This window comes from Streptomyces sp. NPDC060205 (genome assembly GCF_042728395.1).
Taxonomy (GTDB): domain Bacteria; phylum Actinomycetota; class Actinomycetes; order Streptomycetales; family Streptomycetaceae; genus Streptomyces.
This window is the reverse complement of record NZ_JBHWZP010000050.1, coordinates 25836-40395: the sequence shown is the minus strand read 5'-3', so window position 1 is coordinate 40395 and position 14560 is coordinate 25836. Positions and strand designations below refer to the sequence as shown.

The window sequence follows — 14560 nt, the reverse complement described above, 5'->3', positions numbered from 1 at the left end:
CCCTCCCGGTGGGAGGGCGGAGCCGTTTCGTGCAGCGCTCGGGGCGCGGGGTCAGGCGTGGCGGCGGTTTCCGGTTACCGCGCGGTACACGGCGAGCAGGATGAGCGAGCCGACGATGGCGGCGATCCAGGTGGAGAGATCGAAGAAGCCGTCGATGGAGTCGACGCCGAAGATCACCTTGCCCAGCCAGCCGCCGAGGAGACCTCCGGCGATACCGATGAGCATCGTGATGATGATGCCGCCCGGGTCCTTGCCGGGCATGAGCGCCTTGGCGATGAGGCCCGCGAGCAGACCGATGAGTATCCAGGCGATGATGCCCATGATTGTGTCTCCTACCTGGTCGTATAAAGACTGTGTCAGAGCATCCGAGTGTTCCGAACCGGTGTTTTCAAACACGGGTCCGTCAGATTCACAGGCTGCCGGTGCGAGGCCGTGGCCATCACGGGCGGGAGTCCGTGGGGCGGTCCTTCGCGTCGGACGGGGATCTCGGGGTGGACGCGCGGGGGCGGGACAGCCGGTGGTCGTACCAGGCCGGGACCAGTGCGGCCGTCATGAGGGCGCCGGTCGTGGCGAAGGCCACGGAGTAGCTCGTTCCCGCGTGGAGGAGGCCGAAGAAGACGGCGCCCAGGCCCATCCCCGCGTCGTAGGCGAAGTTCCACAGGGCGCTGGCCACGCCGTACCCCGACGGGGGGACGCGCGCGTACATCAGTGTCTGCGTGGCGTTCTGGGCGATGCCGAAGCCGGTGCCGAAGAGCGCCATGCCGACGAGAACGGCCGCGGCGCTGCCCGTCGGCGCGGTGGCCAGCACGCCGCCGGCGCACAGCAGCAGACCGGGGACGACCAGTCCGGCGGGCCCGTGCCGGTCGCCGTACCGGCCCGCCACCCAGCGGGCCCCGATCGCGGTGGCGGCCTGCAGGAACAGCGCCGCCGAGACCAGCCCCGCCCGGTCCGGCGGCACGGCCAGCGGCAGGAAGGTGGCGATGATCCCCGCGCCCAGCGCGGTGGTCGCGAAGACCGTGGCCGGCAGGGCCAGCGCGGGCGTGCGGAAACCGTCGACCATGCCCAGGGGCTGCTGCGCGGCCGGTGCACGCCGGGGCAGGCCGGCCACCGCGGGGACCGTGGCGAGCGGGAGAACGGCCGCGATCACGAACACCGCGGTGAAGCCCGCGTGCCGGGCCAGCCACACACCCAGGGGGAGGGCCACCACCGACTGCGCCCCCGACACGACACCCACCAGGGCCAGCCCCTCGCCGCGCCGTTCGGGGGGTATCAGCATCGCGGTCAGGGCGCCGCCACCGACCACGGTCAACGCGAAGCCCGCACCGCGCACGAGGCAGACGGCCACGATCGAGCCCGTGCTCTGCGCCACGGACGACAGGGGCGACATGGTCAGCAGCAGCGAGGGCGCGCCGAGCAGGACCAGCCCGGTCGCCAGCACGAGACGGTAGCCGTAGCGGGCCGTGAGCCGGGGCGCGGCCAGCTCGCCGCAGACGGTCGCCAGCATCAGCGCGCTCGTGGACAGCCCCGCCGCGCCGCTCCCGCCGCCTGACTCCTCGGCGTACAGGGGGACGACCGAAAGCAGCAGGAAGAAGCTCGCCGAGGCTCCGACGATGGTGACCAGACGGAGCATCATCGGCCATGTCAGCAACGTGGGTGGGGAGTTGCCGCCACCGGGCCGCCGCCGTGTGCGGTCCTCAGGCCGCACGGGTGTGGATCCTGATCCGCCGCAGGTTGCGCCGGCACGCGTCGATCGCGGTGCCGGTGTCGGGGCCGAGCGCCGAGATGTGGCCCAGGCCGTCCCACTGGCCCTCCAGCGGGCGGACCAGGTCACCGGGAACCACGCCGAGGCTCACCGCGAGGGTGTCCGGGTCGGCGCGTACCCGCTCGACACCCTCGACCCGCTCGACCCTGCCCTGCTCGGCCACCACCAGCCAGCTCGCGGCGGCGCCCCGGGCCACCGGGCGTCCGGGCAGCGGGTCCGCCCGACCCAGGGCCCAGGAGACGGCCAGGGACTGCGCGTCGCACCCGTACACGGCGTCGATCATGTCGGTGAGCAGGGCGCCGCCCACCCGGTTCTGCGACTCGCAGATCACCGGGCCCTGCGGACCGAGAATGATCTCCGTGTGCGCGGGTCCGTCGCGCAGTCCCATCGCCCGCAGGAAGCGCCGCGCGGTGTCGGCCATGCGTTCCTCGTCGTCGGCGGACAGCCGGGCCGGCAGGGCGTGGCCCGCATGTACGTGGGTCCCCGGGCGGGTGATGGCCTCGGTGACGGTGAGCACCACGTGCCGCCCGTCGAAGCTGAAGGTCTCCACGCTGTACAGCGGCCCCGGGACGTACTCCTCCATCATGAACTGCTCGATGTCGTACGCACCGGTGAACGGGTGGTCCGTGGCCGTGTGCAGCCGGCGGATCCGTTGCCGGGCCGCGTCGAGCGCGTCCACGCCGTCCACCTTGACGACACCGAAGCTCGCCGTGCCGCTGGTGGGCTTCACGATGAAGGGGTAGCCGTGCGCGGCGCCGAACCGGTCCAGGTCGTCGTCCGAGGTGAGCAGTTCGGCGGCGACCCGGCGCGCGCCGACCCGCGGTCCCTCGGCGAGGCGGCGGCGCATGAGCCACTTGTCGGTGAAACGGTGGCTGACCTCGTAGGGCGTTCCGCCGAGACCCAGCAGGTCGTTCACCCGGGCGGCCGGGTCGAGCCCGGGCTCGGTGAGCGACACGGCGGCCGAGAAGCCCCAGGACTCGTACGCCGATTCCACCAGCGGGCGCAGGGACCGCCAGTCGGTGTAGTCGGTGAGGAGGACGGTCTCGGCCAGGGACCGCTGTTCGGGTGCGAACTCGTCCTCGAACTGGACGTACACCACCCCGAGTCCCAGATCCGCCGCCTTGCGCAGATGTTTCGGGGTGCCGCCGATGAGCAGGACGCGCTTGGGGTTCCTCATTCGGGCTCCTCGCGGAACAGGGTGGGGAAGTAGTTGATGTCGGCGAGCAGGATCGCGGGGAGCGAGGCCGCCGACGGCAGGGTGCCGCGCGGCCCCGCCAGCAGCTCGCGATGGCGGCGCAGCGACGGTGCCGACAGCGGCAGGCCCCCCGCGCGCAGGTACCGGATCGCGCCCTCGGGGTCGCGCCGGGGGACGATCTGCGACCTCGCGAAACGGCTGGCGCTGAACGGGATGTCGAGCGTGCCGTCGGCGAAGGCCTCGACGACCGCCTCGGCGAGCGCCGCCGACGTGGCCGCGCGTTTCTCCAGCACCGGAGCGACGATCTCGGCGACCTCCGCCAGGATCCAGCGGCGCTCCTCGCGGACCCGGTCCTCGTCCACCGAGAGGAAGTCCAGGAGCGGGGAGTTGGCCCGGTCGGCCAGCCGCACCCCGTCGATGTTCGCCCGGACGTCCGGGATCCCGGCGGCCTCCTGGTGGGTCTTGGTGATGATCTTCGAGGCTCCGCCCAGCCGGGCCACCAGCGCGCCGTACAGGATCAGGTCCTCGGCGTGGCGGCGCGCGCGGGGGAAGACGCCCATGAACTCGTGCAGGACGGGGTGGACGGCGACGCCCGCCGGCAGATAGCGCTCGGCGAGCACGGGGACGGCGGTGAGCGCGGCCACGTCCTGTGCCAGATGGCCGCCCTGCGGGTACGCGACCGACAGGCAGCGCACCCCGGCCCGCGCGGCCAGTACCCCTTCGAGGACGCTGACCGCGAGGCTGATCGACGGCGGGACCAGCACGGCGGTGAGCGTGCCGAACAGTTCGCGGTCCACCACCAGGCCCAGCTCGGCGAGTTCGCCGCAGCGGCGGTCGACGTGCTCCCAGGCCGCCAGCGACACCGCCAGGGGCACCTGCTTGGAGTAGGGCAGGTTGTAGGAGATGCCACCGCCCTCGAACGAGGTGATCCCTCCGGCCACGGCCACGTCGAAGAGGCGCTGCGGCTCCGGCGAGCCGTGCCGCACCTCCAGCGGCGCGGCGACCGCCTCGTTCAGGTCCCGGGCCCGCCGCCAGCCGTGTGCCACCAGGGGATAGCCGTTGAGCTCCTGCGGGCGGGTGCCCAGCAGTCGTTCCGCCTCCTCGAAGCGGCGCAGCCGGGTGTGCGAGTCGATGGTCAGGCTGAGCACGTCCGGTGCGGCCTCCGCCTCCAGGGAGCGCAACAGGGCCCGCATGCCGACGTGTTCGGCCACCCCGCACCGGGGCTGGACCGCGACCCGGCCGCGGTCGCGGGCCGCGGCGAGGACCTGCGGCACACCGGGTTTTCCCAGGGCCGCGACATAGGCGACGGACTCCCGCAGGCTGGGGAGGGCGGCCCCGGATCCGGTGCTCCGGCCCGGACCCGCGACCCCGAAGCGCCCGGCCGGTGGCGGCCCGGTCATGAGACGCGGGCGGGTCCGGACCACGCGGGCTCCGCGCCGACCGTCAGGCCGCCGGCGGGCCGCGCACCGACGGTCTGGTCGGCGACGGCTCGCCCTGCGACGGCCCGCTCGCCGACGGCCGGGGCGGCGACCGCCCGGCCGGCGGTGAAGTGCCCGCCCGTGGCGCGCAGTTCGGTCAGTACGGCGGGAAGCGTGGCCGGGTCGTGGACGATCCGGTCCACCCCCAGGGCGTACAGCCGCCGGTCCGACGACAGGCTCTTGCTGCTCCCCACGGAGAGGTTCCCGCCGACCACCACCGGGCAGTGGACGCGCCCCGACCTCTTCGCCTCCCGCAGGCCGCGCAGATCCTCGTGGACGTGCCCGTTCAGGCTGCCCACCAGGAGCGCCTCCGCCTCCGGACGCCGTACGCAGGCCCGGGCGAACTCCTCGACGGGCGTGCAGGCTCCGAGGTTCTCCACCTCGAAGCCCTCGTCGCGCAGGAAGCGGGCGATGAGCTGGTTGGCCACGACATGGCAGTCGCTCGCGGCCACCCCGAGGATGACCAGCCTGCGGGGCGGCGCTGTCGTCCACGGCATCGGCTACACCAGCTCCCCGGTGCACACGTCGTCGAGGTACGCCTGTTTCGCGGCGGTGTCACGGGCCGAGCGCAGATAGCGCGACCAGCCCCGCCGCTCGTGCGAGGTGGCGTCCAGCTCGACCACGTTCTGGGTGGGCCGCAGCAGTCCCGGCTTGGACGGGTACGGCAGGAAGCCGCCGTCGTCCTTGAAGAACAGGCCCTGCCACATCTCGTCCCGGTCCCGCCACACGCAGACGAGCAGGTAGTACTTGCCGCCGTCGAGGTGCAGCAGCGCGAACCCCAACTCGTCCCGGAACTCGACCTCCTTGGCCGCGGCCCGCTCGGTCAGGAACGTGCGGGCCTCCTCCGTGACGTCCGGGGCCGCCCTGTCGTCGGCGCGCCGGATGTCGTACCACTTCAGACAGGCCCCCGGTACGGCCAACGGCGGGCCGGGGACGATCAGTTCGGCGGTGTGCGTCCAGTTCGCGGGGTACTCGGAGAGACCGGAGAGGGTCTCGTTCGTCCTGGTCATTGGTCTCCATGCCTTTCGCCGGGTGGGGTGGTGGCCGTTCCGCCGACGGCCGTGACCGTCGGCGGCCGTTACCGCCGGGGGCCGTCGTACAGGTCGCCGTGCTCCAGCGCGCGCAGCCGCCGGTGGTCCGCCGCCACGCGCACCGGGTCGGCGGAGCCCAGATACACATGGCCGGGGGACGAGGCGAGGTCCGTCGTGCGCGGCAGCGCGGTGCCCTCCGGCATGGTCAGCGCCATCTCGACGAACGTGCCCAGGGCGCGTACCGGCGCGAACCGCTCGGCGGACAGCGGGCCGCCGGCCCGGGGCGAGCGGAGGGTGACGTACCGCAGATGGGCGCGCGGGCGGTAGCGCGGCAACCGCCCCAGCGGCGCCTCCTCGGGGTGGGCGACGGCGCGCGCCAGACACGCCAGCTGGTCGGTGCCCAGGAACCGGGACACCACGGACGGCGTGTGCGAACCGCCGTGGCGGGCCGCGCACTCCACCAGTACGGGCCCCCGCCCGGTCGTGATCACCTCGGTGTGGGCCGCCCCGTTGCGGATCTCCAGCGCGTCGAGCACCCGCAGCGTGTACGCCGTCAGCGCGCCGACCACCGGGTCGTCCGGGGGCACGGGCTCCTCGTGGTCGTACATCGGACGGTCGCCGACCGGCCGCTTGTGATAGCGCCACACCTCGACGACATGGTGTACGCCAGCGCTGCTGACGGTGTTGACGAAGTACTCCTCGCCCGCCAGATGCTCCTGGACGAGCACGGCGCGGTTCCGGCCGCCGTAGCGGTCGCGGCCGGCCGTGATGACGGCCACCCCGGCCCGCAGCTGTGCCTCCGAACGGCAGAACAGGACGTTGTCCGTACCGGCGCTGGCCAGTGGCTTGAGCACGACGGGCCACCGGCCGTGCCCGCGTGCCCACGCGACCACCTCGTCGGCGCTGTCGGTCGCGAGACAGGCCGCCGTGTCCTGCCCGGACTCCCGCACCGCGCAGGCCATCTCGTACTTGTCCCGCCGGGCCGACGGCCGGCTCATCCCGTGTCCCGGTGTGCCGAGTGCGGCGGACAACGCGTCGGCCAGCAGGACACCGGACTCGGCGCCCGCGACGACACGGTCCACCCCGTACCGGCGCAGCGCGTCGGCCGTGGCGGCCAGGTCACCGCGGTGCACGACCTCCGGAGGCCGGGCCGGGCGGTCCGAGAGGCCCGAAGGGGCCGAAGGGTCCGAGCGGTCCGGTTGGATCGCCAGGTGCGGGTTCGGCGCGTCCGACCGCACCAGGACACTGTGTACGCCCTCGCGGGCCAGCGCGCCGGGCAGGAAGGCGCCCATGCCGTCGGCGTCCACCACGGCGACCCGGGTGGCCGGGCCCGTGGCACGGGCCGCGTACGCGGGGGACGGGCGGGTGCTCATGCCGCGCCCGCCGCCGGGATGCCGGCGGCGGCCAGCGCCAGCCCGTTGCTGTCGGCCTCGCCGTCGGTCAGCTCACCCGCGGCGTACTTCTGATAGGCCGCCAGGTCGAAGTGCCCGTGTCCGGACAGGCCGAACAGGATGGCCCGGGAGCGCCCCTCCTCGCGGCAGCGCAGCGCCTCGTCGATGGCGACCCGCAGGGCGTGGGTGGACTCCGGGGCCGGCAGGATGCCCTCGGTACGGGCGAACCGGACGCCTGCCTCCAGGCAGCCGACCTGGCCCACGGCCGTCGCCTCGATCAGCCCGTCCTCGACGGCGCGGCTCACCGCGGGGCCGATCCCGTGGGCCCGCAGCCCCCCGGCGTGCACCGGCGGCGGTACGAAGCCGTGGCCGAGGGTGTGCATACGGAACAGCGGGCCGAGCCCGGCCGAATCCGCGTAGTCGTAGGCGATCGTGCCCCGGGTCAGGGTGGGGCAGGCGGCCGGTTCCACGGCGATGATCCGCACGGGCCTGCCGCCCCGCAGCCGGGCGCCGAGGAACGGGAAGGCCAGCCCGGCCAGGTTGCTGCCGCCGCCCGCACAGCCGATGACGATGTCCGGGTGGTCCTCGGCCAGTTCCATCTGCCGTACGGCCTCCTGGCCGATCACGGTCTGGTGCAGCAGCACATGGTGGGCGGCGCTGCCGAGCACGTACCCCAGTGACGGGTCCCCGGCGGCCGTCTCCAGCGCCTCGGAGGTGGCGATGCCGAGACTGCCGGGGTTGTCCGGGTCGTCGGCGAGGATCTTCCGGCCGACCGCCGTCCGCGTGCTGGGGCTCGCCACGCACTCGCCGCCGTAGGTCTCCATGAGCGCTCGGCGGTAGGGCTTCTGCTGGTGACTCACCTTGACCATGAAGACCTTGGCGGTCATGCCGAAGAACGCCGCGCCCAGGGCCGCCGCGCTGCCCCACTGGCCGGCGCCGGTCTCGGTGACCAGCCCGGTGCGGCCCGCCAGCTTGTTGTAGTACGCCTGCGGGACACCGGTGTTGGGCTTGTGGCTGCCGGTCGGGGCGCCGCCCTCGTACTTGTAGTAGATACGGGCCGGGGTGTCCAAGGCGCGCTCCAGCCGGTGCGCCCGGATCAGGGGGGAGGGGCGCCACAAGGTGTAGACGCGGCGCACCTCCTCGGGTATCTCGATCTCCCGGTCGGTGCTCAGCTCCTGGTCGATCAGTGGCTCGGGCATGGTGGCCGCCATCGCCGTGCGGGTCAGCGGCTCCCGGGTCGCGGGGTCGAGGGCGGCGTGCAACGGGCCTCCGGGGAGGTCCGCCGCGAGGTTGTACCAGTGCGTGGGCGTGTCTTCCTCGCCCAGCAGGAACTTCGTCCTTCGCATGTCAGGGTCCCTCCACCGGGGCTGTGCCGGTCGTCTCGGTCGCCTCGGACACGAGCGAGCCCGTGGTCGTGGTGTGCGAGCCCGCGAACAGCAGGGGGTGCGCCTGCCGGATGCCGCCGACGACCTCCGCGTACGGGAAGTCGTCGAACTCGCCCCGCAGGGCGAGGAATTCCATGTGGCGCCGGCCCTGCTCGTCGTAGGGGTGGTAGTAGCTGTCCGCCCGTCCGTCGAAGTCGAGCGGCTTGATGCCGTACAGCGTGCACAGCAGTGCGTTGAACACCGGAGTCGCCCTGACCCAGGCCTCGTTGAGCCGTACGGAGGTCAGGCTGTGGAAGCGGAAGACGTCACCGCCCATCAGCGTGCGCAGCCGGGGCGAGGCGAGATGGTTGCGCACGTCCGCGTAGACGAGCCGGCTCTCGATGCCCACGACGCGCACCGCGGCGGCGTACACGATGGACTTGTGGACGCAGAACCCGGCGCCGCGTTCGATGATGCTGCTGGCCCGCAGGCCCTCGGCGGACAGGTCGCAGTCGTACACGTCGTAGCGGATGCCGTCGCGGACGGCGTAGTAGAGCGCCACGGCGGCGGCCACCGGGTCCCCCGGATCCGTCGTGCACAGGGCTTCGCGGACGAACTCCCGCACCGCCGGCGCGTCGTGGTCCAGGAACCGTGTGGGCCGCAGTGCTGTGCGGGTCCCGGTCGTCATGTCGTGTGCTCCTTCACCCCGTGGGCGGCGGCCCGGGACAGTCCGAGGAAGGCCGCCAGCCGCTCGCGCTGGATCTCGGAGGTGCCCGAGTAGATCGTTCCGGCGACCGCGTTGCGCAGGTCCCCTTCGAGGCCGTACTCCGCGGTGTAGCCGTGTCCTCCGAAGATCTGTACGGCGGCCAGGGCGGAGGAGACGTTGGCCTCGCTCACCACGAGCTTGGTGATGGCCAGGTCGGTGGCGATGCTCCGGCCGGCGCTGTACTTGTCCGCCGTGTCGTAGAGCCACTTCCTGGAGGTCTCCAGGCCTATCTGCATGTCGACGATGCGGTGCGAGACCGCCTGGTTGGCGCCGATGTGCCGGCCGAACTGACTCCGCCCGCGGGCGTGTTCGACACACCGCTCCAGCCGGTGCTGCATCTCGCCGAGGATCCCGGCGAAGCCGCACAGGATCTCCCACTTCATGACCTCGTCGAGGACCAGGAACCCCGATCCCACCGTGCCCAGCACGTGCGAGCGGGGTACCCGGACGCCCGTCAGGAAGAGTTCGGACAGCGGTGACGTGCGCAGGCCCATCTTCGTCAGGGGGCGGCCGTGCGCCACGCCCGCGGTGTCCGCCGGGACCAGGAACGCCGTGATGCCGTCGAGGTGGCCGGGAGCCCCGGTCCGGGCGTACACCACGACCAGGCCGGCGATCGGGCCGTTGGTCACGAAGGCCTTGCCGCCGTCGAGCACGAACTCCTCGCCCTCCCGCCTGGCCGTGGTGCGCATCGCCAGCACGTCCGAGCCGCCGTCCGGCTCGGTGATCGCGTGCGCCCCGATCACCTCGCCGGCACACACCTTCGGCAGGTACGCCGCCTTCAGTTCCTTCGCACCGAACCGCTGGAGCGGAACGCCGGTGCTCACGATGTGCGTGCACGCGGAGAAGACGAGGCCGGCGTCGGGGCAGCGGTACCCCAGGCCCTCGAAGACGTACATCACGGTCGGCAGGTCGAGACCCGAGCCGCCCCAGGCGCCGTCGAACGGCGTCCCGAAAAGCCCGATCTCGCGCAGGTGTCTCCAGCCCTCCCACGCGAACTCGCCGTGGGCGTCCCGCTGCGCATGTCCGGTGCCCAGGTCCGCGCCGACGGCCTCCGCGGTGGCCCGCAGCGCCCTCTGCTCGTCTGTCCAGTGCCTCATGGTGACCCCGTCAGCAATCCGTCAGTAGTCGGTGACCCGTCAGTAGTGCGAGAACTCGTCCTGGTCCAGGTTGTGCCGTTCGCCGCCCTGCAGAGGCGGGTTGAAGACGCTGATCAGCTCCAGGTCGGCGTCCGGCGCGGCGATCAGGAAGTGCGCGTCGTGCTGGTCCAGGGCGTAGAGGACGCCCGGGCGCAGTTCGTGGGTGGCGCTCCCGTCGGGCAGGGAGATCCAGCCCCGTCCGGTGATGCAGTAGCAGGCCTCAAGGTGCCTGCGGTACTCAAGGCGGGACTTCGTGCCCGCCCGTACCACGGTGTGGCAGAAGGAGAAGCCCATCCGGTCGGCCTGCAGCAGCAGGCGGTGGCTCAGGCCGTTGCCCCACTCGACGACCAGGGCCTCTTCCTTCGTGCGTATCAGCATGTCTTTCCCCTAGTGCGTCTTTCCGCCGGTGGCACCGGCGGCGCCACCGGCGCCCGTGGGCGCGTTCGTCTCGATGAAGTCCTGGATGGCCGCCACCGACCGGAAGGACTGGAGCGACAGGTCCAGGTCCTCGACGGGAAGGCGGTAGCGCTCCCGCAGCCAGCCGATGAGCTCCAGCAGCTGGAGACTGTTCACCACCCCTGCGTCGAACAGGTCCAGCGACGGCTCCAGGTCGGCGGCGGTGGTGTCGGGCAGGTAGGTGGCGACGATGTGACGCGTGATCTCGTGCCGCAGGCTCATGCTGAGGACTCCCGTTGAGTGGGTAGGTTCGGACGGGCGTGCTGCCTGGCCGCGAGGACGGACCGCACCCGGGCGCGGTCGACCTTGCCGGTGCTGCCGGTGGGCAGTGGTTCGCGGGTGAGATGGACGGTGGGGACGGCCGCCCGGGGCAGCCAGGCGGAGCAGTGCGTGAGCAGTTGCAGACCGGTGACCGCGCAGTCCGGGGCGACCCGCACCAGGGCGTGCAGCCGGGTGTGCGGGCCGGGTGCCGCGAGCGCGACCACCGCGGCCTCCATGACCTCGGGGTGACTCTGCGCCACCTGCTCCACGGCCTCCGGGCTGACCCGGACGCCGCCCACCTTGACCTGGAAGTCGTCGCGCCCGACCAGGGTCAGTTCGCCCCCGCTGTCGCGCCGGACCAGATCGCCGGTCCGGAACCAGACCGGCTCCGAGGAGCCCGGCGCGGGACGTACGAACCTGTCGTCGCCGTCCTCCGCGCCCAGGTACCCGTCGGCCTGGAACGGGGTGTGCACGACCAGTTCGCCGGTGCCGGGGCCGGTCAGTTCACGGCCGTCGTCGACCAGCCGGACACGGGCGCCCGGCAGCGGGCCGCCCAGCGGCAGCGTTTCCAGCTCGGCCGCCTCCCGCGCGCCGCACGAGTACAGCAGGCTGTCGTTGGTCTCCGTACAGCCGTACACGTTGTGGAACTCGGCCCGCGGAAAGAGCCGGACGAGCCGGCCGCGCAGGGAGCGCGGGGTGTGCTCGCCGGTGAGCAGCACATGGCGGACCGAGGGGAAGGGCTCCGCGTCCGGCCCGGCCCCGGCCAGCAGCCGGAACAGCATCGGCACCGCCTGGACCACCTCGGGGCCGGTCTCTCTGAGCAGCCCGGCCAGCCGGCGCGGGTCGGCGGCCCGGCCGGGGTCCACCGGGATCACACAGCCGCCGTGCCGAAGGGTCGCCCAGACGTCGAACAGGCTGAGGTCGAAGTTCAGCGGGGCGTAGCTGAGCACACGATGGCCCGCGCCGAGCGGGAAGGCGCTCCCGGCCCAGCGGGTGAACCGGTCCAGCGCGGTGTGGCTCAGCCGGACGGCCTTCGGCAGTTTCGTCGAACCCGAGGTGGTCAGCAGCAGGGCGCAGCCGGGCGGCGCGGGACGGGCGGGCGCCCGGACCGGTTCGTGTGCGGCCTCTCCGTCCGCGCCCGGCACCAGAAGGCCGGCGCAGCCCGCCCGTTGCGCCAGCCGGGCCGCGGCCGAGTGGCCCAGGTCGGGCGAGAGCAGCAGAACGGTCCGCCGGGCGAGCAGAGCGGCCAGCACCAGGGCGATCGACGCGGGGGACTTCACCGCGCGCACCGCCAGGGGGGCGTCCCCGCGGAGGTCCGGCCCGCCGAGCCGGACGGCGGCGGTGTCCGCGAGCGCGGCCAGATCGCCGTAGGTGAGCGTGGCGCCGTTCCACAGCAGTGCCGCAGCGTCCGGTGTACGCCGGTCGTGCGCGAGGACGTCGTGCGCGAGGGAATCGAGCATGGTGCCCGTACCGCCAATTCCTGGGATGTGCCGGGGCAGCCGCATGCCGGTGAAGCGGCGGTTGCACGCCTGAAGGGATCTCAAGAAGTCTGAGGAGACCTGCGGAGGACCGATTGGAGACGGTGGCAGTGTCTTCTGTTATTCGGCACCGAGCCGGTGCCGGATTGCCGGAGCCGTGGATTTTCTCTCCGGAACGGGGCCGCAATACAGTTCCGCGAGAAATGCATATGCTGCCCCTTTCGTGAATCGACGGCATGGCCTGCGCGATGTACGGATACTCCGCCCCTGTCATGCGTGGGCGAGGAGCGTCAAACGGAAGCGGCGTTCACAGGGCCGCCAGACTTTCGCGCAGTGTGTCCAGGCCCATGGCGCCCAGGCCCAGTGCGCGGCTGTGGAACGCCCGGGCGTCGAACGCCGGGCCGTGGCGGCGGCGGGCCTCGTCGCGGCCGGCGCGCCACACCCGCTCGCCGAGCTTGTACGAGGGGGCCTGCCCCGGCCAGCCCAGGTAGCGGTCGATCTCCTCGTCCACACCGCCCGGATCGATGAGCGTGCGGGTCAGCAGGAACTCCCGGCCCAGCTCGGGCGTCCAGCGTGCGCCCTCGTGGAAGCCGACACCCGCCGGGACGGGCAGTTCGAGGTGCATGCCGGTGTCGACGACCACCCGTGCCGCGCGGAACAGCTGCGCGTCCAGCATGCCCATGAGGGCGGCGTCGTCCTTGAGGTGGCCCAGTTCCCGCATCAGCCGCTCCGCGTACAGGGCCCAGCCCTCGCTGTGGGCCGACACATGGCACATCAGCCGCTGGAAGCGGTTGAGCCGCCCGGCCTGCAGCACGGCGGTGCCGACCTGCAGATGATGGCCGGGAACGCCCTCGTGGTAGACGGTGGTGACCTTGCGCCAGGTGGGGTGGTGGGTCCGGCCCGCGGGCAGCGACCACCACACCCGGCCCGGCCGGGAGAAGTCGTCCGAGGGGCCGGTGTAGTACGTGCCGCCGCCCGCCGGCGCGATCCGGCACTCCAGCGTCGCCAGCGGCGCGGGGATGTCGACGTGCGACCCGCTCAGCCCGGCCGAGGCCGTGTCGGAGAGATCCTGTGCCCAGCGCCGGAAAGCCTCCGCTCCTTCCGCCAGACAGGCCGGATCGGTGTTCAGCGCGGCGGCCGCCCCGCGCGGTCCGGCACCTGGCGCGATCCGGTCGGCCACCTGCCGCAGTTCGGCCTCGATGGCGAGGAACTCCTGCCAGCCCCAGGCGTGCGCCTCGACCGGGTCCGGTGAGGCGCCGGTGAAGTAGCGGAGCCACAGCCGGTAGACGTCGGCGCCGACGGCGTCCCGGACCGGGGCCGAGGGGGCCAGCTCGTCGCGCAGGAAGCGGGCCAGTGCGGAGTAGGCCTCGCAGGCCGCCCGCACGCCCGCGTCCAGGTCCGCGCGGAGCGCGGCCGGCACGTCGGCGTCGGCGGTCAGTGTGCGGAAGTACCCGGCCGCCCAGCTGTCGCACTGCGCGGCACACCCCGTGACCTGGCGCAGTGCCGCCACCGTGCCGCGGGAGGCGGCGTGCCGCAGGCCCTCCTGAAGACCCGTCACAGCCTGCGGTAATCGGGCCAGCCGGGATGCGATCACCGCCCAGTCGGCCGGGGTGCGGGTGGGCATCAGGTCGAAGACCGAGCGCAGGAGCTGCACCGGGCTCTCGATGACATTGAGCGCGGCGCCGTCGAGCCCGGCCTCGTGGATCTCCTTCTCGATGCCCACGCGTTCGGCGAAGACCGTTTGGGCGGTGGCCTCGGCGGCGTCCCGCGGCCGGGCGGCGGTCACGGCGCGCAGCGCCGCGGCGTTCAGGTCGGCGCGGGCCCGGTGGCCGTCGGGCGAGTAGTCGGTGAGCCGGCCCTCCTGGCCGGGGATGCCCCGGACGGTGGCGGCGACCGGGTCCAGATCCGCGTGGCGGGTGACGTAGTCGTCGCACAAGGAGTGAACAGAGTCAGTAACCGCAGCGTGCATATGCCGACTGTAAGGAGCAGGCGGCAGAATCAGCCACCACGTTGGAGGGCATCACCTGATCACCTATGAAGATTTATCGTAATTTTCTGGACAAAAGCTGACAGAACTAATGTTGAAATTTCATCGAGGAGTCTGTGACTCCACGCCACGCGCGCTGCCTCGTGGCGGTTTTGTCCGACCTGAGGAAATCATTCCGGCAACGCGATCCGGCCATTGTTCGAAATGATATTGAGGCGCTCGTAAAACCGCTCTTTGCAATAACGGGATTGACAC

14 protein-coding genes are annotated in these 14560 nt (G+C 72.5%); all 14 read right to left on the bottom strand.

The window, feature by feature from the left end:
* Positions 1 to 51 precede the first annotated feature (51 nt).
* The 14 genes from ACFWGJ_RS12195 to ACFWGJ_RS12130 all read right to left on the bottom strand — a co-directional run bounded on the left by ACFWGJ_RS12195 (position 52) and on the right by ACFWGJ_RS12130 (position 14254).
* The gene (locus ACFWGJ_RS12195; RefSeq protein ID WP_387322927.1) at positions 52 to 321 is read right to left on the bottom strand and encodes a GlsB/YeaQ/YmgE family stress response membrane protein; all 270 of its coding nucleotides are present in this window, start codon (positions 319 to 321) and stop codon (positions 52 to 54) included.
* 118 nt (positions 322 to 439) lie between these two features.
* Positions 440 to 1633, bottom strand: a complete 1194-nt coding sequence (locus tag ACFWGJ_RS12190; protein WP_387322925.1) for an MFS transporter — start codon at positions 1631 to 1633, stop codon at positions 440 to 442.
* 61 nt (positions 1634 to 1694) lie between these two features.
* Positions 1695 to 2939 (bottom strand): ATP-grasp domain-containing protein, encoded by a 1245-nt coding sequence (locus ACFWGJ_RS12185; RefSeq protein ID WP_387322923.1) that lies wholly within the window; start codon positions 2937 to 2939, stop codon positions 1695 to 1697.
* Complete coding sequence (locus tag ACFWGJ_RS12180) at positions 2936 to 4381, bottom strand: methylaspartate mutase (protein ID WP_387322921.1); 1446 nt, start codon at positions 4379 to 4381, stop codon at positions 2936 to 2938. The genes ACFWGJ_RS12185 and ACFWGJ_RS12180 overlap by 4 nt, the downstream gene beginning before the upstream one ends.
* Positions 4354 to 4932, bottom strand: coding sequence for a cobalamin-dependent protein (locus tag ACFWGJ_RS12175; protein WP_387322919.1), 579 nt, complete (start codon positions 4930 to 4932; stop codon positions 4354 to 4356). Before ACFWGJ_RS12175 ends, ACFWGJ_RS12180 begins: the two co-directional genes overlap by 28 nt.
* 3 nt (positions 4933 to 4935) lie before the next feature.
* A complete protein-coding gene (locus ACFWGJ_RS12170; RefSeq protein ID WP_387322917.1) occupies positions 4936 to 5445 on the bottom strand; it encodes a hypothetical protein in 510 nt (169 codons plus the stop codon).
* A gap of 68 nt (positions 5446 to 5513) precedes the next feature.
* Positions 5514 to 6839, bottom strand: a complete 1326-nt coding sequence (locus ACFWGJ_RS12165) for an ATP-grasp domain-containing protein (protein WP_387322915.1) — start codon at positions 6837 to 6839, stop codon at positions 5514 to 5516.
* Positions 6836 to 8203: a TrpB-like pyridoxal phosphate-dependent enzyme gene (locus tag ACFWGJ_RS12160; RefSeq protein ID WP_387322913.1), complete on the bottom strand. Its 1368-nt coding sequence runs from the start codon at positions 8201 to 8203 to the stop codon at positions 6836 to 6838. The genes ACFWGJ_RS12165 and ACFWGJ_RS12160 overlap by 4 nt, the downstream gene beginning before the upstream one ends.
* Before the next feature lies 1 nt (position 8204).
* Complete coding sequence (locus tag ACFWGJ_RS12155) at positions 8205 to 8909, bottom strand: transglutaminase domain-containing protein (protein WP_387322911.1); 705 nt, start codon at positions 8907 to 8909, stop codon at positions 8205 to 8207.
* Positions 8906 to 10084: an acyl-CoA dehydrogenase family protein gene (locus tag ACFWGJ_RS12150; RefSeq protein WP_387322909.1), complete on the bottom strand. Its 1179-nt coding sequence runs from the start codon at positions 10082 to 10084 to the stop codon at positions 8906 to 8908. The genes ACFWGJ_RS12155 and ACFWGJ_RS12150 overlap by 4 nt, the downstream gene beginning before the upstream one ends.
* 39 nt (positions 10085 to 10123) lie before the next feature.
* Positions 10124 to 10501, bottom strand: coding sequence for an ectoine synthase (locus tag ACFWGJ_RS12145; protein ID WP_189772171.1), 378 nt, complete (start codon positions 10499 to 10501; stop codon positions 10124 to 10126).
* Positions 10502 to 10510: 9 nt separating this feature from the next.
* The gene (locus ACFWGJ_RS12140; RefSeq protein WP_387322907.1) at positions 10511 to 10801 is read right to left on the bottom strand and encodes an acyl carrier protein; all 291 of its coding nucleotides are present in this window, start codon (positions 10799 to 10801) and stop codon (positions 10511 to 10513) included.
* Positions 10798 to 12384 (bottom strand): AMP-binding protein, encoded by a 1587-nt coding sequence (locus tag ACFWGJ_RS12135; protein WP_387322905.1) that lies wholly within the window; start codon positions 12382 to 12384, stop codon positions 10798 to 10800. Before ACFWGJ_RS12135 ends, ACFWGJ_RS12140 begins: the two co-directional genes overlap by 4 nt.
* A gap of 241 nt (positions 12385 to 12625) precedes the next feature.
* The gene (locus tag ACFWGJ_RS12130; protein ID WP_387322903.1) at positions 12626 to 14254 is read right to left on the bottom strand and encodes a DUF885 domain-containing protein; all 1629 of its coding nucleotides are present in this window, start codon (positions 14252 to 14254) and stop codon (positions 12626 to 12628) included.
* Positions 14255 to 14560: the final 306 nt, after the last annotated feature.

Excerpts from the sequence above, each read along its gene's own strand:
- ACFWGJ_RS12195 (WP_387322927.1), bottom strand. The coding sequence starts at position 321 with ATGGGCATCATCGCCTGGATACTCATCGGTCTGCTCGCGGGCCTCATC.
- ACFWGJ_RS12190 (WP_387322925.1), bottom strand. The coding sequence starts at position 1,633 with ATGATGCTCCGTCTGGTCACCATCGTCGGAGCCTCGGCGAGCTTCTTC.
- ACFWGJ_RS12185 (WP_387322923.1), bottom strand. The coding sequence starts at position 2,939 with ATGAGGAACCCCAAGCGCGTCCTGCTCATCGGCGGCACCCCGAAACAT.
- ACFWGJ_RS12175 (WP_387322919.1), bottom strand. The coding sequence starts at position 4,932 with ATGCCGTGGACGACAGCGCCGCCCCGCAGGCTGGTCATCCTCGGGGTG.
- ACFWGJ_RS12170 (WP_387322917.1), bottom strand. The coding sequence starts at position 5,445 with ATGACCAGGACGAACGAGACCCTCTCCGGTCTCTCCGAGTACCCCGCG.
- ACFWGJ_RS12165 (WP_387322915.1), bottom strand. The coding sequence starts at position 6,839 with ATGAGCACCCGCCCGTCCCCCGCGTACGCGGCCCGTGCCACGGGCCCG.
- ACFWGJ_RS12160 (WP_387322913.1), bottom strand. The coding sequence starts at position 8,203 with ATGCGAAGGACGAAGTTCCTGCTGGGCGAGGAAGACACGCCCACGCAC.
- ACFWGJ_RS12155 (WP_387322911.1), bottom strand. The coding sequence starts at position 8,909 with ATGACGACCGGGACCCGCACAGCACTGCGGCCCACACGGTTCCTGGAC.
- ACFWGJ_RS12150 (WP_387322909.1), bottom strand. The coding sequence starts at position 10,084 with ATGAGGCACTGGACAGACGAGCAGAGGGCGCTGCGGGCCACCGCGGAG.
- ACFWGJ_RS12145 (WP_189772171.1), bottom strand. The coding sequence starts at position 10,501 with ATGCTGATACGCACGAAGGAAGAGGCCCTGGTCGTCGAGTGGGGCAAC.
- ACFWGJ_RS12140 (WP_387322907.1), bottom strand. The coding sequence starts at position 10,801 with ATGAGCCTGCGGCACGAGATCACGCGTCACATCGTCGCCACCTACCTG.